The organism is Pseudovibrio sp. Ad13 (assembly GCF_001623225.1).
Taxonomy (GTDB): domain Bacteria; phylum Pseudomonadota; class Alphaproteobacteria; order Rhizobiales; family Stappiaceae; genus Pseudovibrio.
The window spans coordinates 86,827-106,774 of record NZ_LMCC01000015.1; the positions used below are offsets into that span (position 1 = coordinate 86,827).

Genomic DNA, 19,948 nt, shown 5'->3' on the forward strand with positions numbered 1-19,948 from the left:
TTTATTTTCAGCCTAAAGTTGCATTAGTCCCCTGATCCTCAGATCACTAATGCGCCTCAGGGTAATGGATAGAATCTGAAACACCTAGGAACTTTGTACAAGGTTTTCAGAGTAAAGCAAGGCGACACAACTGGATTTAATGCAATTTGCCCAATCCTTTGCCCAACCTTTGGTTACGCAACTTACCTAAGAGCCGATTATCGACCGCAGATCATTCCAGGTCGCAAAAACCATTAGAAGCAGAACCAGAGTGATTCCTATCCGGAACCCGAAATCCTGCAGTTTTTCACTCAACGGCTTACCCCTTACGATCTCGATGATGTAGTACAGCAGATGCCCGCCATCCAGCATGGGAACAGGCATAAGGTTGAGTAAACCAATAGAAATTGACAAAACTGCGGTAAGGTTAATTAGCGGTAAAATACCATGGGTCGCAACTTGCCCGGAAATTTGTGCTACGCGAATCGGACCACCTAGTTGGTCCGGATCTTCTTTACCGAGGAAAAGACCGCCAATATAACCTAATGTCCTATCAAGAATGTACCATGTCTCTTTTACCCCTTCACCCACAGCTTCCACCGGGCCAAAACGCTTGACTATGATATCTTCCTGAGAAGTATTTCGCTGAATTCCAAGAATTCCAACCTTCTGCGTATTCCCAAAACCATCACTGATTTCCTGTAGTTCTGGCGTTGCAGTAAGGCGCTCGACAGCATCCCCGCGCTCCACATCGATCTGCATCGGAACGCCCGCACTCGCCGTCACGACCCGCTGCACATCATTGAAACTTTCTACTGGATTGCCATCAATCGAGAGGATCAAATCCCCTGGCAAAATGCCGGCCATTTCAGCCGCACTACCAGGTCGCACCTGATCCACACGCGGCAATGTTTCGAATTTTCCTAAAAATCCAAACATTCCTGCAAAGATAAGAATAGCGAGGATAAAATTGGCAATAGGCCCTGCGGCCACAATTGCGGAGCGCTGCCACGGGTTCTTCGCAAAGAACGCAGTCCGGCGCATCTCCTCATCCATTTTGGCTTGCTCATCACGGTCTGGCACGCTTGCAGCATTCTCATCACCTGAGAACTTCACATAGCCACCCAGCGGAATGGCACAGACCTTCCAGCGCGTCCCATGCTTGTCATTGCGACCCAACAGTTCCGGTCCAAACCCGACTGAGAATGCAAGAACCTTCACCCCGCACCAACGCGCGACGAGGAAATGCCCTAGCTCATGGAAGAAAACAACCACAGTAAGCACAGCCAAGAAGGGAATGATGACTCCGAGCGAACCACCAAGAACTGAACTCAGAACGTCCATGCGAACAGCCTTACCTTATTTTTTAAAGGAAGCGCCGGATTAGGCGGCCATCTTCCCAATAACTTCGTTTGCAACTCGACGCGCTACCTGATCCAACTGAAGAATCTCCTCCAGCTGATCTGAACAATCTAGCATATTTTGCGTATGAAGCCGATTCAGAACATCCTCAAGAAGCTCTGGGATCTGGAGGAAGCCGATCTTCCGTCCAAGGAAGGCTTCCACCGCCACTTCGTCAGCTGCGTTAAAAATCGTCCCTGCCCCATCGCCAAGTTCCATCACTTTACGTGCAAGTGACAGCGCAGGAAAACGCTCAAAATCAGGCTTTTCAAAGTCCAGACGCCCAATCATCCCCAGATCAAGATCCGCAACCGGAGCCGTCTTTCGGGTTGGGTATGCCAGACAATGAGCAATTGGCCCGCACATGTCCGGAACCGCCATATGGGCCAATAATGACCCATCACAATATCTAACCATGCCATGGACAATTGATTGTGGATGGACAACCACATCCAGCTGATCAGCGGTAATAGGGAACAGATGATAGGCTTCAATCAGCTCAAGACCTTTGTTCACCATAGAAGCACTATCAATGGTAATCCGCCGCCCCATGGACCAGTTTGGATGCTTCAGCGCCACCTCAGGCGTGGCAACACGCATCTCATCCAGTGTCGATGTCCGAAACGGTCCACCGGAAGCTGTGACAATCACTTTGTCGACAGCTTTGGGGTCATCCTGCTCAAACACCTGAAAAATAGCGTTATGCTCTGAATCCATCGGCAGCAGTTTGGAGCCATGCTTTTCAGCCAGCTCACACACAATCGTACCTGCACACACCATGGTTTCTTTATTGGCAAGAGCGATATTGCTGCCTGCCTTGATCCCCTCAATGGTCGGCTCCAGCCCTGCGGCTCCCACCATAGCAGAAACCAGCACATCTACCTTCTGGCTAGCCGCCTCCAGCACAGCCTCACGACCTGCAGAAACCTCAACGCCAGTACCGGCGAGTGCTGCTTTAAGATCTTCGTATTTAGAGGCATCACCAATGACCGCATGCTTTGCGCCAGTCTCCCGGCACGCCTTCGCAAGCGCATCAACATTGCGGCCTGCAACAAGTACATTGACTTCATAACGCTCAGGGCTGTGCGCAATAACTTTGAGCGTACTGGCTCCAACCGATCCGGTTGCTCCCAACACAGTGAGAGATTTTGTCATATCAACAACCCTTGCAAATCAACAGAACCGTGGGCGAAGCACAAAAATCAGCAGTATCAGGATGCAAACAGCATCAACCCTGCATTTGGATCAAACAGCTGACCGCCAAACACTACACCAACCACATAGGCAAACACAGCGGCAGCGACAAGGCCATCAACGCGATCAAGCAGCCCACCATGCCCGGGAATAAGGCGACTGGAGTCTTTCACCTTAAAGCGGCGCTTCATGGAGCTTTCAAACAGGTCTCCAAGCTGAGAGACTGCAGAAAGAACAACAGCAAGCCCAAAAGCCCAGACCAGCTGAGAACCACCCGCAACAGCAACAAAGCCCATTCCTAAAAGCGAAGAAAAGACCACGCCGCCAATAGCACCGCTCCAGGTTTTGTTTGGAGAAACAGCAGGCCAAAGCTTAGGTCCGCCAAAGCTGCGACCACACACATAGGCCGCAATATCGGTCCCCCAGACCACAAGGAAGAGATAGATGATGAAGAACAGCCCTTCATCCCCTTCCCGCAGCGCCAGCAATGAAACAAATGTCAGGCCAGCGTAAACGTAGCCCTCACTCACCCAGCGCGCCGTCCGGTCAAAGCCACCAGCACCGTAAAGTACCACAGCACCAGCAATCAGCGCTACGGCAATCCAGAGCGGCTGCGCCTGAAAGTAACTAAAGCCAATGAAGAGAAGAAACAGGTAGCCCAGCAGCACAACAGGTCGCTGAGCATTTTGCAAAATGATCTTGTACCATTCCCAGTAAACAATCAGCATGCCAACAAGCACGAGGCCAGCAAACCAGAAACCACCTGCCCATGTCAGCGCCAGCGCGACAGGAGCAAGAATAACTGCAGAAAGAGCGCGTACCAGCAAATCAGGATTTGCATTTAGCACGCGCCGGATAATTCCTCCGGAAGCGCCTTCAGAATTGTTCTGATTGTTTTTGTCAGGCATTACGTCCCAGTCGCGTCAGAGCTCAAACCCCCATACCGCCGGTCACGGTTAGAGAACGCCAGCAAAGCATCATCAAAAGCATCTGAGTTAAACTCAGGCCAGGGCGTAGGAGCAAAATAAAATTCGGCATAAGCAGCCTGCCACAACAGGAAGTTGGAAAGTCGCTGTTCTCCCCCTGTGCGGACTATGAGGTCTGGATCCGGAATATCACGGGTATCCAGACAAGTACTGACATCATCCTCCCCAATGTCAGCAGCTCTCAACTCACCAGCTTCCACGCGCTGCGCCAGTTGCCGTGCAGCTCGGACGAACTCGTCCCGCGCTCCGTAGTTAAAAGCAATAACCAGCACCAGCCCGGTACAATGAGCGGTCTCTCGTTCCGCATCATTAAGCAGGGTCAGCATGGATTTATCGAGATTTTCTTTGGACCCGATGACACGAACCCTCACATTAGTCTTAGTGAGTTCCTTAATGTCATCGCGTACAAACCGGCGCAGCAAGGCCAACAGGAAAGAAACTTCCTGTTGCGGGCGCGCCCAGTTCTCAGAAGAAAAGCTAAAAAGCGTCAGGTAGGAGATCCCGCGCTTTTGTGCGTGTTTAACGGCTTCGCGCAGTGTTTTCACACCGCGCCGATGCCCTTCAGTGCGCGGAAGGCCCCGGCGAGTTGCCCAACGGCCATTACCATCCATAATGATGGCGACGTGACGAGGCACACTCAAAAGTCCGATTTCGGAATTTGCATCAACTGCCTCAAATTCAACGCTCGCCGCCATATAGCCCCCGCTTGCAAACAGGATTAAACCTGCTTGATTTCCTGTTCTTTTTTGGCAAGTACAGAATCAACTTCACCAATAATGTCGTCAGTCATCTTCTGAACCCTGTCAGAAGCTGACCGCGCATCGTCTTCCCCCATCTCACCAGCTTTTTCGAGCTTTTTGATGGTTTCCATGCCATCGCGGCGAACATGACGTGCAGCGATCTTCGCTTGCTCGGCAAATTTATGCGCAACTTTGACAAGTTCTTGACGACGCTCTTCATTAAGCTCAGGAATTGGCAAACGCAGCACCATGCCATCCACAACCGGGTTTAGACCAAGGCTGGATTCACGGATAGCTTTTTCAGTGGCCTGCATCATGGAACGATCCCAGACCTGAACAGAAATCATGCGCGGCTCTGGAACACTGACTGTCGCGACCTGGTTGATCGGCATTGGAGCGCCATAAGCCTCCACAGTGATTGTGTCCAGCATACTTGCAGAAGCACGACCAGTACGAAGACCAGCAAATTCATGCTTCAAAGCTGTGATCGCACCATTCATGCGGCGGTCAAGATCGTCATAGTCCAGCTCTGACATAATTTCCTCTTTCACCTATCATTTTAACGGACCGGCATTCCAAAACTAAAAACCGGCCCGGGTCAAAATCCGACAGTTAAGACACCAATTGGTGCCTGTTAGTCTTCAATGACCGTAAATAGCCCCTGCCCGCGCAGCACATTAACAAGCGCGCTGGAGGTCTTGATGGAAAAGACAACTACAGGAATAGAGTTGTCCCGGGCAAGTGCAATCGCGGTCGCATCCATGACTTTAAGGTTCTTTTCAAGAACTTCCCCCGGTGTAAGCGTGTCAAAACGCTTTGCATCAGGCTTAAGCTTAGGATCAGCGTCATAAACGCCATCAACACTAGTACCCTTGAGGAACACATCACACTGCATCTCTGCCGCACGCAGTGCCGCACCAGAATCAGTGGTAAAGAACGGATTGCCCGTACCACCGGCAAACAGAATAACGTCCCCGTCTTCCATGTAACGCTCTGCGCCGCGCTGAGTAAAGCTCTCACAAATCGACGGCACCGGAACAGCGGAAAGCACACGCGCCTGAATACCGCGCTGACGAAGCGCATCGGCAAGCGTGAGCGAATTCATAATGGTTGCCAGCATACCCATATGGTCGCCGGTCACACGGTTTGCGCCTTTGGCTGCCAGAGCCACACCGCGGAAGATGTTACCGCCACCAACAACGATGCCGAACTGGGCACCCAGATTTACAGCCTCTGAAATTTCCGCTGCTACCCGTTCAACCACCTTTGGATCGATACCAAAGTCCTGGTCGCCCATCAGCGCTTCCCCTGAAAGTTTCAGAAGAACTCGTTTCCAGCGAACACCCTCAGACATAGTAAACCTCTTTTCATGCATCCAGATACAAAGAGGGCGTCGACTGAGTCGACGCCCTCAATAAATTAGTTACCAGCAGCAGCAGCAACTTCAGCTGCGAAGTCTGATTCTTCTTTTTCAATACCTTCACCAAGGGCGATGCGAACAAAGCCGGTGAGTTTGATTGGAGAACCGATTTCTTTAGCTGTTTCTTCAACGGCCTTCTCTACAGTCAGATCAGGGTTGATAACGAAAGACTGCTTAACCAGTGTAACTTCTTCATAGAACTTACGCAGGCGACCTTCAACCATCTTCTCGATGATGCTTTCAGGCTTACCAGACTCACGAGCCTGTTCCATGTAAACAGTGCGCTCACGCTCAACAGCGTCTGCATCCAGCTCGTCAGTGTTCAGTGCCATTGGGTTGGTCGCTGCAACGTGCATTGCAATCTGTTTACCCAAAGCTGCCAGCTTGCCTGCATCACCTGCAGATTCAAGAGCAACCAGAACACCGATTTTGCCAAGGCCTTCGCCAGCAGCGTTGTGCATGTAAGAAGCAACAACACCTTCAGAAACAGACAGACCAGCAGAACGACGAAGGGTCATGTTTTCACCGATGGTGCCAACAGCTTCCTTCAGTTCGCCTTCAACGCTCTTGTCAGAACCTGGGTAAGGTGCTGCAGCAAGCTTCTCAACGTCACCATCAACAGTAAGCGCGGTTGCAGCGATATCGCGAACCAGCTTCTGGAAGTTTTCGTTACGAGCAACGAAGTCTGTTTCGGAGTTAACCTCAACAACAACAGCTTTGTTGCCATCTGCAGCAACTGCAACAAGACCTTCAGCCGCAACACGGCCAGCCTTCTTAGCAGCCTTTGCAAGGCCTTTGGTACGCAGCCAGTCAACAGCTGCTTCCATATCACCGCCTGTTTCTTTCAGGGCAGCTTTACAATCCATCATGCCAGCACCGCTTGTTTCGCGGAGCTCTTTTACCATAGCAGCGGTAATGCTCATCGTACGCCTCATGGACGGGAGTGTGTCATAAAAAAATCAGAGGAAGCCGACTTCCCTGCGGATTCATCCGATTTATCGCATAGCGACCGTGACCCTTCGCAGTAAAACAGACGAAAAATCACATAAAAACTGGAGGGGAAGCGCATAAATGCGCTTCCCGAGAGAAAACCTTAGCCTTCGCTCTTGTCAGCTTCAGCTGCAGGAGCAGCTTCTTCAGCAAGAACAGGCTCTTCAAGGAGTTCTTCAGATTCGCCAAGATCAATACCCATAGAACCGGATGCGCGTGCGATGCCGTCAATAGCAGCGCGTGCGATCAGGTCTGTGTAAAGAGTAATTGCACGACCAGCATCATCGTTACCCGGTACAGGGTAAGTAATGCCATCTGGATCACAGTTGGAATCCAGGATCGCAGCAACCGGAATACCCAGACGACGAGCTTCCTGAATTGCGTTAGCTTCGCGGTTGGTATCGATAACAAAGATCAGGTCGGGAATACCGCCCATGTCTTTAATACCACCAAGGTTGCGCTCAAGCTTCTGACGCTCACGGTCAAGGAACAGACGCTCTTTTTTGGTCATGCGGTTCGCATCACCACCGTCGAGCAGCTCTTCAACTTTACGCAGACGCTGGATGGACTGAGAGATCGTCTTCCAGTTGGTCAGCATGCCGCCGAGCCAACGAGCGTTTACGTAGTACTGAGCAGAGTTGCGAGCAGCTTCTGCAACAGCTTCCTGAGCCTGGCGCTTGGTACCAACCAAAAGCACGCGACCACCAGCAGCAACAGTGTCAGACACAGCTTTAAGAGCCTGGTGCAGAAGCGGAACTGTCTGACCAAGATCAAGAATGTGAATGTTGTTGCGAACACCGAAGATGTAGTTGTTCATCTTTGGGTTCCAGCGGTGCTTCTGGTGACCAAAGTGGACGCCTGCTTCAAGAAGCTGACGCATAGTAAAATCAGGCAAAGCCATGCCTTTATTCTCCTTAGTTTTCCGGTTTAATCCTCCGCAGGGCAGCACAACCGTGCAACTCTCTAACCGGATGGAGCTCGCCACAAGGACAAACCCCGCCCTGCGTGCGGGATGGGGCGCTTATAGAACCCCTTTTCAAGAAGATCAAGCACTCAAGGATTAAGATCAACACATAGGCCCGAATTAGTAAATCAGATGCTCTCCAGCCCTGCTTACACAACCAGAAAGCTTACCTCTCGAGTAGAAGCAACCTGCCTCAAAACTAAACGACCAAACACAGACACAGAATCTTCTGCAACACGACTCAAGAACCAGCAAATCGACACCAACTGTGCTCACCAGCATCTACCTGGCATCATGACAACAGCAGCAATGAACGGGACGCCAGGCACACACAATGAGCTGTCCGCAATTCTAGGGGCGAAATTTAACCCACAACTCCAAACACACTCGACCGAACACCCGTACAGTCCAATTTAGAGACACAATCAATGCCCATACTGCAAGCCACTATCAAAAACGCATCACCACACAATCTTAATATTGTGACTTCCGCGGTTATTCTGGGAAATGTCACGACTTAAGCTTTCCGCCTTTGATTTCTGTTTAATTCTTCGAGCTCTTCACAACACTTGCGAAGAAAGTACAGAACTTGCGCGACTGCAATAAAACTCAAACCTGTAATTACCCCTGTACCGGCGGCGAAAAATACACCTGTAACTTTCACCCAAAAATCATAGGAATCCCACGCAGACATGATGCCGATGACAAATGATATCAGGGATATGACAGTAATTATTATACCGACGGCATAAAAGATTTTAGCAACAGTATCTGGCCTGCTCTTAACATAATACATCTCTAACTCCTCACAAATGGGGGGGGGGAGTGGCTCTTGTCGGTAAACAGTAAATATGAAAACTAAAACAATTACCCTCAAGGGTATATATAAAGGACTAATTACAACTTATGGAAGTGAGGCAATTGCAATTTATGAGGAGTTAAGCAATTTCTTTGCAGGTATTTTTATCAGCGAGGTCAGAACGAGCAACGAACGGCCAGCAAGACCAGAAATCTGGCTTGAGTAAGCTATCAAAGAACAGTTGCACTCTTGGAAAAATGCTTCAAGCGCCATACTCAATAAATCATTTCCGCGTGCAAAGCTGAAAAGACAAGAAAACCCGCCAAAATCACCTCGACAGGTTTGCTACTAGACGAATTAAAACCCAGATCAATTTAAGACATCTGGACGTCCATCACGCCCGGCAGGGTTTTCAACGCACCAGACAGTTGCGGTGAAAGCTGATAGTTTCCGGGGAGTTTGACCTCCACTTCGCGCTGACCGTTATCCAGAAGCACAACGCAGCTCACTTCACCATCACCGCCGCGGCGCAGTTGGCGTTGCAAACTTTGGATCGGTTCACTAGATCCGAGGAAAATCCGTAGGGTTCGATGCACCCTGCCCGCCACTTTCTCCAGCGGCTCTACCTGTGAAATGCGAACACTGACTTCCTCATCACGCATATCTGCCTGCACCAGCAGCACAACAGATTGCCCCGGCTCCAGCAAATCGCGGCATTGGTTCAGCGTCTCAGAGAACATCACCGCTTCATACTGCCCGGTCGGATCAGAAATACGAACGATGCCCATCTGGTTGCCGGTACGGGTCTTGCGCTCCTGCTTTGCTGTCACAGTGCCCGCAAGACGCCCTGCGGAAGACCCAGCCTTCACAGAGCGCTCAAAATCTTTCCAAAGCTGCACACGCAACTTGGTGAACAGCTCGCGATACTCATCGAGCGGATGGGCTGAAATGTAAAAGCCGACCGCCGCATATTCTTTTTGCAGCCGCTCGGATGGCAGCCAAGGGTCTGTCGGATTAAAGATCAAGGGCTCAGGCGCATTATCTCCGCCAAAGAAATCATTTTGACCAGATGTCTTATTCTCTTCCGTCCGCTGTGCCATGCCGATGATACGATCCAGACCATCAAGCAACTGCGCACGGTTTGGATTAAGTTCATCAAAGGCTCCAGCGGCAATGAGATTCTCGATTGTGCGCTTATTAAGAACCTTCGGACTGATGCGCGTTGCAAAGTCACCCAGATCCTTAAACGGTTCATCTCCACGCACATCAACAATGTGTTCAACCGCCTGCTCGCCCACACCTTTGATCGCACCCATGGCGTAAACGATCTTGCCGTCAAGCACGCCAAAATGCACACCGGATTTATTGACGGAGGGTGGCACGACCTCGATGCCCATACGCACCGCTTCCTGACGGAAGTCACTCAACTTGTCCGTATTACCTAGATCAAGCGTCATGATGCCGGCGAGGAACTCAACCGGATAATTCGCTTTCAGCCATGCAGTTTGATAGGCCACAAGCGCATAAGCAGCCGCGTGGGATTTGTTAAAACCGTAGTTCGCGAACTTGGCCACCAGATCGTAGATCATCCCGGCCTGATTTTTATCGACCTTCTGCTCAACCGCCCCCTCAACAAAGCGGGCTCGCTGGATCTCCATTTCAGCCGCGATCTTTTTACCCATCGCACGGCGCAGCAAATCCGCTTCACCAAGAGAGTAACCAGACAGCACCTGAGCAATCTGCATCACCTGTTCCTGATAAACGATAATACCGTTTGTCTCGGTCAGGATTGGCTCCAGCAACGGGTGGAGATAATCAGGCTCCTGCTCGCCATGTTTTACCGCGTTGTAGATCGGGATATTGTCCATCGGGCCCGGGCGATAGAGCGCCACCAGAGCAATGATATCCTCAAACCGGTCAGGCCGCATACCAGCAATGGCGCGGCGCATGCCCTGACTTTCCAGCTGGAACACGCCAACCGTCTCACCAGCAGCCAGAAGCTTATAGGTCGCGGGGTCATCAATCGGTATTTCATCGATCTTAACTTCAATGCCACGCTTCTTGATGTGCGAAACCGCAGTATCAATCACTGTCAGCGTTTTCAGACCCAAAAAGTCAAACTTGACCAGACCGGCTGCTTCAACCCACTTCATGTTGAACTGAGCAACAGGCATGTCAGAACGAGGGTCTCGGTAAAGCGGCACCAGCTGCTCCAGCGGACGGTCCCCAATCACCACACCCGCCGCGTGGGTAGACGCGTGACGATAAAGGCCTTCCAGCTTCTGCGCCATCTTCAGCAGGCGGTCGACTACTTCTTCCTGCTTGGCTGCTTCACGCAGCCGCGGCTCCTGCTCCAATGCCTCTGGCAGTGTGCACGGATTGGCCGGGTTGCCAGGAACCAGTTTACTTAGGCGGTCTACCTGACCATATGGCATCTGCAGAACACGGCCCACATCACGCAGCACCGCCTTGGCCTGCAGCGTTCCATAGGTGATGATCTGTGCCACCTGCTCGCGGCCATACTTGCGCTGCACATAACGGATCACTTCTTCACGACGGTTCTGGCAAAAGTCGATATCGAAATCCGGCATGGACACGCGGTCCGGATTCAGGAAGCGCTCGAACAGCAATGAGAACCGCATTGGGTCAAGATCGGTGATGGTCAGTGACCAGGCAACAAGCGACCCCGCACCGGAACCACGCCCCGGTCCCACAGGAATGTCCTCGTTCTTCGCCCACTTGATAAAGTCCGCAACGATCAGGAAGTATCCAGGAAACTTCATACGGATAATGATGCCAAGCTCATAATCCAGACGGTCCCAGTAATCTTTCTCTTCAAGGTCGGGTGCCAGACCATGCAGATCGAGACGCGCCTGCAAGCCTTCCTTAGCCTGCCGCGTCAGCTCTTCCGCCTCGGCACGCTCCGCTTCGCCAGCATCAGCATCCGCACCAGCAAAGCGTGGCAGAATAGGATCTCGCTTCAAAGGCCGGTAATGGCAGCGCCGCGCAATCGCCACGGAGTTCTCAAGCGCCTCCGGAAGATCGGAGAACAGCTCCATCATCTGCTCACGGGCTTTGAAGCAATGATCCGGCGTCAGCTGACGGCGATCCGTCTCGACAAGAACACGACCTTCGGAAATCGCGATCAGGGCATCATGCGCTTCATAATCATCCGGATTAGGGAAATAAGCCTCGTTGGTCGCAACAATTGGAATATTCAGATCATAGGCAAGGTTCAGGAGCGCAGGCTCAACATCTTCCTCGCCTTTCATATTGTGGCGCTGCAATTCCACATAAAGACGGTCGCCAAATGTGGACTGCAAAACCTCTAGGCGAGACTTGGCAAGATCAACATGCCCTTCTCGCAGTTGCGAGTTAATCGGACCATCACTCGCACCAGTCAGAACAATCAAGCCATCAGATTTATCCAACACACGTGAAAGAGGAACATTGGCTTTGAGCCCCGGCTCTGTATCAAGAAAGGCTCTTGACACAAGATCCATGAGGTTCTCATAGCCCCCTTCATTCACGGCAAGAAAAACCAGATCACTGACGGCTTCATCCCCCACCGCGTCAGGTTGATCGTCAAAAGTCACCGATATCTGACAACCAATGACAGGCTGTATACCTGCGCCAAAAGCTTTTTCAGAAAACTCGAGTGCACCAAACAAGTTCCCGCTGTCAGTAATGGCCAGCGCCGGCTGCTCATCCTTGGAAGCCAGGTCAAGCAGCTTTCCAATTGGGAGAGCCCCTTCCAGCAATGAATAAGCCGAATGAACACGGAGATGGACGAAACCTGGAGATGACATCTGGAGCCTTTTGGTTCGCAAGGTGTGTGCGACAGTAGCACCTCATTTGGAGGACCCAAAAGCAAATTGCAATTGCCTGGCAAATCGCACCACCGGTTATCCCGAGTTTCCCAACCTCTCTTCCTCAGTATTTTCTAAGGAAGCATCCGGGTCAGCGCATCACCCCACATCAGGCAGCTGCTTGCAAAAAGAACGATAGAACCGAATGCTGCTGCTTCACGAAGTACAAATGACATAACAAACACCCTTATTTTGAACCCTATTTGTATCTGTTATGTTCTATCAATGTTCTCATTCTTTCAACTCTTAATTTGACTGGGTCAAACTCATAGTTAATGAGTGGTATACGCATTCCTCCTCCAACATCACCGCTCAAACACAGCAATGCATTTTCCTCCGCAACTCAACAAGTTGCAGAGCCAGTCAGCGTTAACGCGGCAGGTATACATCACGAAACACCGGCCTCGCTTGAGCGATCAGACAGAGAGAACAACAGGCATCAAAACAAGAACATCCCCTCAAAACAAAAATGCCAGCGAACAGGTCGCTGGCATTTGATTCTCAATGGAACGCACTCTCATTTCCAACTTAAGGAAGCTCGACCACCTTGCCTTCGCGCAGTGTAATCCGTCGGTCCATCTGTTTTGCAATTTCCAGATTGTGGGTTGCCAGCAAGGCCGCCACACCGGAGGCACGAACCAGCGCGGTCAGCGCCTCAAACACATACTGCGAGGTGTTCGGATCAAGGTTCCCCGTTGGCTCATCCGCCAACAGAACTCGCGGTGCATTTGCAACCGCACGCGCAATCGCAACACGCTGCTGCTCACCACCGGAAAGCTCCGCCGGACGATGAGTTTCTCGCTCAGATAGACGCATGTAAGAAAGCAGCTGGCGTGCGCGTTCTTCCGCATCCTGACGTTTCAGTCCGCAAATCATCTGCGGCAACGCAATGTTTTCCAGCGCAGTAAACTCTGGCAGCAACTGATGGAACTGGTAGACAAAGCCCACCTCAGTCCGCCGAATGGCTGTGCGCGCATCATCATTGAGCTTGGAACATTCCCGCCCGCCAATCAGCACCTCACCGCTCTGCGGCATTTCCAAAAGGCCAGCCAGATGCATCAGCGTCGACTTACCTGCGCCAGAGGGTGCCACGAGCGCAACCATTTCCCCTTCATAGAGGTTAAGGTCAGCGCCCTTCAGAATTTCCAGTTTGCTGTTGCCCTCAACATAACCGCGGACAACATTCTTCAAACTCAGAACAGGAACGCGTTCCTCACCCTTAAGCGAAACACCAGCAACCGGTTTTGTTGGTTTATTCATCATTCGTAGCGCAAAGCCTCAACAGGATCGAGCCGGGCTGCGCGCCAGGCAGGGTAAATCGTAGCAAGCAGGCTCAATACCAAAGCCATAATAACAACACTGGTCGTCTCACTTGGATTCATTTCAGCCGGCAGCTTTGAAAGGAAGTAAAGCTCTGGCGAGAACAGCTCGGTCGAGGTCAACCAGGAAATCCCCTGACGAATGCTCTCAATGTTCCAGCACACCACAGTACCCAAAATAAACCCGGCAAACGTACCAATGGTTCCAATGCTGGCCCCCGTGATGATGAAGATCCGCATCACCGCGCCGCGGGTTGCACCCATCGTGCGCAACACGGCGATATCACGGCCCTTATCTTTCACAAGCATGGTCATGCCGGAAATGATATTCAAAGCGGCCACAAGAACAATCAGCGTGAGGATCAGGAACATCACGTTACGCTCAACTTCAAGCGCTGAGAAGAACGTCATATTGCGCTGGCGCCAGTCAGAAACGAACACAGGCCGTCCAGCCTCTTCTTCAATAACAGGTCGCAGCGGACCAACAGCATCCGGGTCATCAGCATAGACCTCAATGCCCGTCGCCAGACCTTCTTTATTGAAGTACAGCTGTGCTTCATTAAACGGCATGAAGGCAATCGTGCCATCATATTCGCTCATGCCAATCTGGAAGATCGCAGAGACCGGATAGCCCTTCACGCGCGGGGTCATCCCCATCGGCGTGATGCTGCCACGCGGGGTAATCACGCGAACCGTATCACCAACAGTAACACCCAGCTGACGCGCAAGGCGGGAGCCAATGGCAACACCTTCGCCATCATCAAACCCATCCAGCGTTCCAAGCAGAACATTCCCGGACACCAGATCCAGCTTATCAAGATCAGCCTTATGAACACCGCGGAACAAAGCGCCCAGATCAGCGCTTGGTCCGGAGATCATCGCCTGCCCTTCAACAAACGGCATAGCAAAATCAACACCGTCGATGCCAGCCAGCTTGACCGAGGTCGCCTCATAGTCATTGAGCGGGCTATCGATGGGCTGCACAAGTACATGTCCGTTGATGCCAAGAATTTTGGTCAGCAGCTCCGTGCGGAACCCGTTCATCACCGCCATAACGATGATCAGAGTTGCGACGCCCAAAGTGATGCCCAAAAAGGACAGACCGGCAATAATTGAAATGAAAGTTTCTTTGCGTCTGGAGCGCAGATAACGCCCTGCCAGCATCCACTCAAAGGGTGCAAACCACCGGTTCTTTCCGGGATGAGCCGCCTGAATCTCTGCCGTCATACTAGACTATTCTCCGTTTCCGCCTGTTCAACTACCCCGTGGAATATAGGGAGCATGAAGAGCAAGTGCCATAAGCTCTGGCAAAAAGGCCCGGCAGCAGAAAGGCCGCCGGCACCTAGCATACCATTGAAGCTGCTGAGTTACCCCAAGCTTCGCTGATATCAGCCTTTTAAGGCAGAAATCAGTTTGTTGACAGCCGCTTCCGGGGTCAACATTTCGCGATCACCAGTTGCGCGGTCTTTAACTTCCACTTCACCGGTCTTCAGACCACGTGGACCAACAACCAGCTGATACGGCAGACCAATCAGATCCATGCTTGCAAATTTCTGGCCTGCACTGGTCTTGCGGTCATCATAAAGAACCTCAACGCCCGCCTTTTCCAGCTCCGCGTAAACGCTCTCACAAACTTCATCGCACTCAGAACCAACCTTCATGTTGATCAAACCAACATGGAACGGCGCAACTTCTTTTGGCCAGACAATGCCATCATCATCATGGCATGCTTCAATGATCGCGCCCAGCAGGCGGGACACACCAATGCCGTAGGAACCCATGTGAACAGGCTGTTCCTTGCCTTCAGCAGTCATCACTTTCGCGCCCATAGGCTCGGAGTATTTGGTGCCGAAGTAGAAGATGTGGCCAACTTCGATACCGCGTGCAGAAACCTTCTTGTCTTCTGCAACAGCCTCAAAGGCAGCTTCGTCATGCATCTCATCAGTGGCAGCGTAAGGCGTGGTCCACTGCTCAATAATGCCGGAAAGGTCACCATTGAAATCAATATCTTCCGCCGGAGTTGGCAGGCCAAGAATATCCTTATCAAGGAACACTTCGCTCTCACCGGTAGACGCCAGCACAATGAACTCGTGAGACAGGTCGCCGCCGATCGGGCCAGTGTCCGCCTTCATAGGAATTGCAGTTAGACCCATGCGGGCAAAAGTGCGCAAATAAGCGACAAACATGCGGCGGTAGGCTTCAGTTGCCCGCTCTTTGTCCAGATCGAAAGAATAAGCATCCTTCATCAGGAACTCACGGCCACGCATCACGCCAAAACGAGGACGCACTTCATCGCGGAACTTCCACTGTATATGATAAAGGTTCAGCGGCAGGTCCTTGTAGGAGCGCACATAACTGCGGAAGATGTCAGTGATCATCTCTTCATTGGTTGGGCCAAAGAGCATTTCACGCTCATGGCGGTCTTCAATGCGCAGCATTTCTTTGCCATATGCATCATAGCGGCCACTTTCGCGCCACAGGTCAGCAGGCTGAATGGTTGGCATAAGCAGCTGGACAGCACCGGAGCGGTTCTGCTCTTCTTCAACAATACGCTGAATCTTGTTGAGCACACGGTGGCCAAGCGGCAGCCATGCATAAATCCCGGCTGACTGCTGACGGACCATACCCGCACGCAACATCAGGCGGTGCGATACGATCTCGGCTTCTTTCGGAGTTTCCTTCAAAATAGGCAGGAAATATCGGGACAAACGCATTAGTTTAACTCTTCAGGTTTAAAGGCACGCAAGCTCTGGCTCACCACCAAACATCATTTCTATGTCTTCTTAGCAAGCAGAACGCCTGTTGTAACTGCCAACATGGCTATATGCCAATTTTCTAAGACATATTTCCCCATACACGCAGCTTTTTGCCTACACCTTTGGGTTCAACTCACGGAATCTCCGAAAAATTATAGCTAAAATTTTAGGCAAGCAAAAAATTGCGGCGAATTGATACAAAATGATGACAAACTAATGTGATTACGTTAGTGTCTGTTCAACAACAAAAACAACACCCTTAAGCGGTGTTGCAAGGTATCGCGATCTTTAGTCTTGGGAGGAAGGTTCTCGGGCGCCCGTTTGGTTGCAGCCGGCACTCTACGCAAGTGCAAAGAGAACATTTAGACGCGGAACTCGTTCTAACAGCAAGGCTTCGGCCTTGCTTTTTTTTCGCCAATTTCTGCCATTTCACTGAATGAAACTCTATGAATGCCGCATTCAGTTTGCTCATATCAGCATACTCACCAGAACCTGAACACAGCGGGGACAAGTGCCTCTCCATCCCCTCCCTCTAAACGCAAAAAAAAGCGATTCCCGAGAATCGCTTTTTTGACACTTGATGGATTTGCTCTGTAACTCGCTGATTTTACGCCACACAATTGATGTGCAAAACCAAAATCAGGAAGGAGCATTGCCCATTAATTGATCAACAAGTGGAAACAGATGCGCGCCAAGGCCGGACTCAAGGAACCAATAGAAGGCAACGAACACAATTGTCGTTACAATCGTGTTGATGATCACCTTCTTCAGCATCTGAGGATTTTTGGGCGCGCTTTCAGTCGTTCCCGGAACTACTTCGCCCTCTTCCGCCTGAGTGCGAACACCAAACGGTAAAATGGCCAGAAACAAAATCCACCACATCATAAAGTAGAGTGCAACGAGTAGCGGCGTAGCCATAAATGTGCTCCTGGAACGTTCTTGTTTTTCTGCGGCTGGTCACCTTACTGTTGTATCACAAAGCAACCAGCGCACTACAGGTTTTTACCTACAAGAATTAGGCCCGGACCGAAAGCCTTCCAGTTTCCTCAAACCACAAGTCTTTCAAGTCAAACTTAAGCCTGTTCCAACTCGGTCAATGTTCCAAGGAAGTCCTTTGGGTGCAAGAATAACACCGGCTTGCCATGTGCACCAATCTTCGGCTCACCATCACCCAGAATACGGGCTCCGTTAGCAACCAGCTGATCGCGCGCGGCAAGAATGTCATCAACTTCATAACAGATGTGATGGATACCACCTTGCGTGTTACGCTCCAGAAACTTGGAGATCGGAGAATTCTCGCCAAGCGGCTCCAACAGCTCGATCTTCGTATTTGGAAGCTCGATAAACACGGTCGAAACACCATGATCCGGCTGAGCCACTTTTTCTGAGGCAATGCCGCCGAGTGCATCACGATACACCTTCAGGCCTTCTTCCATATCCAAAACGGCAATCGCGACGTGGTTCAATCGTCCAATCATGACGGTCCTCCCAATAACTCTTTGTTCTAGAGCGCGTTCCATTCGATTGCACACAATCAAATGACAAGAAGCTGCCCAAACAAAATGTCAGAGCACAGCACCTATCTGCAGATGAACGCCTATGAGTTCTAAGGAACAGATTTCATTCACAAAGTCCATTGGATCAAAAGTCAAAGGCCGCAGATGATATGCTCATTTGCGGCCTTTGATTATCTCGAAAAATGTGTCTGAGGATCAGACGCGTTGCACTAATGCCTTACAAAGAGGTTTCTTGCCCCAGTGCTCTACAACAGCATAGCGCCCTGCCCGCCTGGCGGCTTCACGCACCAGTTCCACATCACGGCGGCGGCTCTTTGGAATGGAAATCACAGCACCATAAACGGCATCACGAACGGCATCCTCAAACGGTGTCCCGTTTTCAGTTTCATCCGGCATCCCGAACAGAACCACATCGATGTCGCCAAGCAACTCTCCGCGACCATCCACGATCAGAGAGACCGTCACGCAGCCGCCATAAGAAAGCTTCCGGCGTTCCTGAACACCAGTTTCCTCAGGCGCTGCAATCAAATGGCCATCGCGAACCAGAATACCGGCAGGTGCTTCATCAATAACCTCAAGCCCACCCGGATGTAGGCGCACCATGTCGCCATCACGGATGATCTTAACGTCCTTCACGCCTTTACTGATCGCAAAGTCCTTATGACACTGCAGGTGCAGCGGCTCACCGTGAACCGGTAGAACTTTCTTCGGGCGCACAAGATTGTAAACCTGATCCAGCTCACCACGACGCGGATGCCCAGACACGTGCACCAGCGCATCACGATCTGTCACCACCTTCAACCCTTCGTGGGTCAGCTGGTTGATGATATTGGAAACAGCCTTTTCATTGCCCGGAATAGTCCGACTGGAGAAGATAACCATATCACCAGCAGACAGCGCGACCTGACGGTGTTGATCACCTGCAATACGGGCCATCGCAGCGCGCGCTTCGCCTTGCGAACCAGTGCAAAGAGCGACAACCTTATTACGTGGCAAAGATCCATAGGTCTCTTCATCACGGAATGGCGCCAGTCCATCAAGATAGCCCAGATCACGCGCGATCTCGACAGTGCGCTGCATGCTCCGGCCAATCACAACAATCTCACGCTCTGCCGCCATTGCCGCTTCAGCAACCGCCCGCATACGCGCAACGTTGGAGGCAAACGTGGTCACAGCAACGCGGTTCGGTGCCTTTTTGATAATCCGTGTCAGCTCTTCCTTCACATCCGCTTCACTCGGGCTGACCCCGTCACGGACTGCATTGGTGCTGTCACAGACAAAGACATCAACGCCTTCATCTCCCAGTTCACGCAAACGCTGAAGGTCGATCGCTTTACCAATGCCCGGTGTCAGATCGATCTTCCAGTCACCGGAATGCAACACCAGCTGACCGCCAACACGAATAGCCAGAGCACACGGCTCCGGGATCGAGTGGGTCATGGTCACCATCTCAATATCAAAGATACCGGCTTTGAAACGATCTCCCTGATTAACAACAGTCACCGGAATTTCATAATCCGCACCATCGCCAATCAGCTTGGCTTCCAGAAGGCGAGCAGTGAACTCGGTCGCGTAGACCGGTAATTCGAGCCGCTTCCAGAGGTAGGACAATGCGCCGTAATGATCTTCGTGAGCATGCGTGATGACGATGCCATCAATGCGAGAACGCTCTTCTTCCAAAAAACGAATATCTGGCAGAACAAGATCCACACCCGGCAATTCCGGTCCGGCAAATGAGACACCAAAATCAACAATCAGCCAGCGACGGTCGTCCTCAGGTCCATATCCATAAAGACCAAGGTTCATTCCAATTTCGCCAACACCGCCCAAAGGCAGGAATACGAGCTCTTGAGTGCTCGACATCTAAGACTCCTTCAAAGCATATTCTCAATAAATGGTTCCGGTTCCCGGAATGAGAATACGCGTATAATCTCTAGAGCGTGTTCCGTTTGATTGGGACCAATCAAGCAACAGGAATTCGCTCAAACAAAAGAACTAAGAGCGAGATGCGTGA

General features: G+C 51.3%; 16 protein-coding genes. All 16 read right to left on the minus strand.

Going from position 1 to position 19,948, the window contains the following annotated elements:
- Positions 1-186 precede the first annotated feature (186 nt).
- Complete coding sequence (rseP, locus tag PsAD13_RS17545; RefSeq protein ID WP_063292464.1) at positions 187-1,323, minus strand: RIP metalloprotease RseP; 1,137 nt, start codon at positions 1,321-1,323, stop codon at positions 187-189.
- Between the two features lie 39 nt (positions 1,324-1,362).
- Entirely contained in the window at positions 1,363-2,535 is a 1,173-nt protein-coding gene (gene dxr / locus PsAD13_RS17550; RefSeq protein WP_063307604.1) for a 1-deoxy-D-xylulose-5-phosphate reductoisomerase, read from the minus strand.
- A 56-nt stretch (positions 2,536-2,591) separates the two neighbouring features.
- Positions 2,592-3,482 carry a phosphatidate cytidylyltransferase gene (locus tag PsAD13_RS17555; protein WP_063319009.1) on the minus strand — a complete coding sequence of 297 codons (891 nt, stop codon included), beginning with the start codon at positions 3,480-3,482 and terminating at the stop codon, positions 2,592-2,594.
- Complete coding sequence (locus PsAD13_RS17560; protein WP_063289012.1) at positions 3,482-4,255, minus strand: isoprenyl transferase; 774 nt, start codon at positions 4,253-4,255, stop codon at positions 3,482-3,484. Before PsAD13_RS17560 ends, PsAD13_RS17555 begins: the two co-directional genes overlap by 1 nt.
- 23 nt (positions 4,256-4,278) lie before the next feature.
- Complete coding sequence (gene frr / locus PsAD13_RS17565; protein WP_057465533.1) at positions 4,279-4,836, minus strand: ribosome recycling factor; 558 nt, start codon at positions 4,834-4,836, stop codon at positions 4,279-4,281.
- 98 nt (positions 4,837-4,934) lie between these two features.
- On the minus strand, positions 4,935-5,654 hold the full coding sequence (gene pyrH, locus PsAD13_RS17570; RefSeq protein ID WP_057465535.1) for a UMP kinase: 720 nt from the start codon (positions 5,652-5,654) through the stop codon (positions 4,935-4,937).
- Positions 5,655-5,719: 65 nt separating this feature from the next.
- Complete coding sequence (gene tsf / locus PsAD13_RS17575) at positions 5,720-6,643, minus strand: translation elongation factor Ts (RefSeq protein ID WP_063319010.1); 924 nt, start codon at positions 6,641-6,643, stop codon at positions 5,720-5,722.
- Between the two features lie 170 nt (positions 6,644-6,813).
- On the minus strand, positions 6,814-7,611 hold the full coding sequence (rpsB, locus tag PsAD13_RS17580) for a 30S ribosomal protein S2 (RefSeq protein WP_057465538.1): 798 nt from the start codon (positions 7,609-7,611) through the stop codon (positions 6,814-6,816).
- Positions 7,612-8,191: 580 nt separating this feature from the next.
- Positions 8,192-8,470, minus strand: a complete 279-nt coding sequence (locus PsAD13_RS17585) for a hypothetical protein (RefSeq protein ID WP_063319011.1) — start codon at positions 8,468-8,470, stop codon at positions 8,192-8,194.
- A gap of 377 nt (positions 8,471-8,847) precedes the next feature.
- A complete protein-coding gene (gene dnaE / locus PsAD13_RS17590; RefSeq protein ID WP_063319012.1) occupies positions 8,848-12,282 on the minus strand; it encodes a DNA polymerase III subunit alpha in 3,435 nt (1,144 codons plus the stop codon).
- A 588-nt stretch (positions 12,283-12,870) separates the two neighbouring features.
- Positions 12,871-13,602 (minus strand): ABC transporter ATP-binding protein, encoded by a 732-nt coding sequence (locus PsAD13_RS17595; RefSeq protein WP_063289363.1) that lies wholly within the window; start codon positions 13,600-13,602, stop codon positions 12,871-12,873.
- The gene (locus tag PsAD13_RS17600; protein WP_082597131.1) at positions 13,602-14,825 is read right to left on the minus strand and encodes a lipoprotein-releasing ABC transporter permease subunit; all 1,224 of its coding nucleotides are present in this window, start codon (positions 14,823-14,825) and stop codon (positions 13,602-13,604) included. The genes PsAD13_RS17595 and PsAD13_RS17600 overlap by 1 nt, the downstream gene beginning before the upstream one ends.
- Before the next feature lie 224 nt (positions 14,826-15,049).
- Complete coding sequence (gene proS / locus PsAD13_RS17605) at positions 15,050-16,375, minus strand: proline--tRNA ligase (RefSeq protein ID WP_057465596.1); 1,326 nt, start codon at positions 16,373-16,375, stop codon at positions 15,050-15,052.
- 681 nt (positions 16,376-17,056) lie between these two features.
- On the minus strand, positions 17,057-17,335 hold the full coding sequence (locus PsAD13_RS17610) for a DUF1467 family protein (RefSeq protein WP_057465597.1): 279 nt from the start codon (positions 17,333-17,335) through the stop codon (positions 17,057-17,059).
- 155 nt (positions 17,336-17,490) lie between these two features.
- Positions 17,491-17,895, minus strand: coding sequence for a methylmalonyl-CoA epimerase (gene mce, locus PsAD13_RS17615; protein WP_057465598.1), 405 nt, complete (start codon positions 17,893-17,895; stop codon positions 17,491-17,493).
- Positions 17,896-18,129: 234 nt separating this feature from the next.
- Positions 18,130-19,797, minus strand: coding sequence for a ribonuclease J (locus tag PsAD13_RS17620; RefSeq protein WP_063289016.1), 1,668 nt, complete (start codon positions 19,795-19,797; stop codon positions 18,130-18,132).
- Positions 19,798-19,948 lie beyond the last annotated feature (151 nt).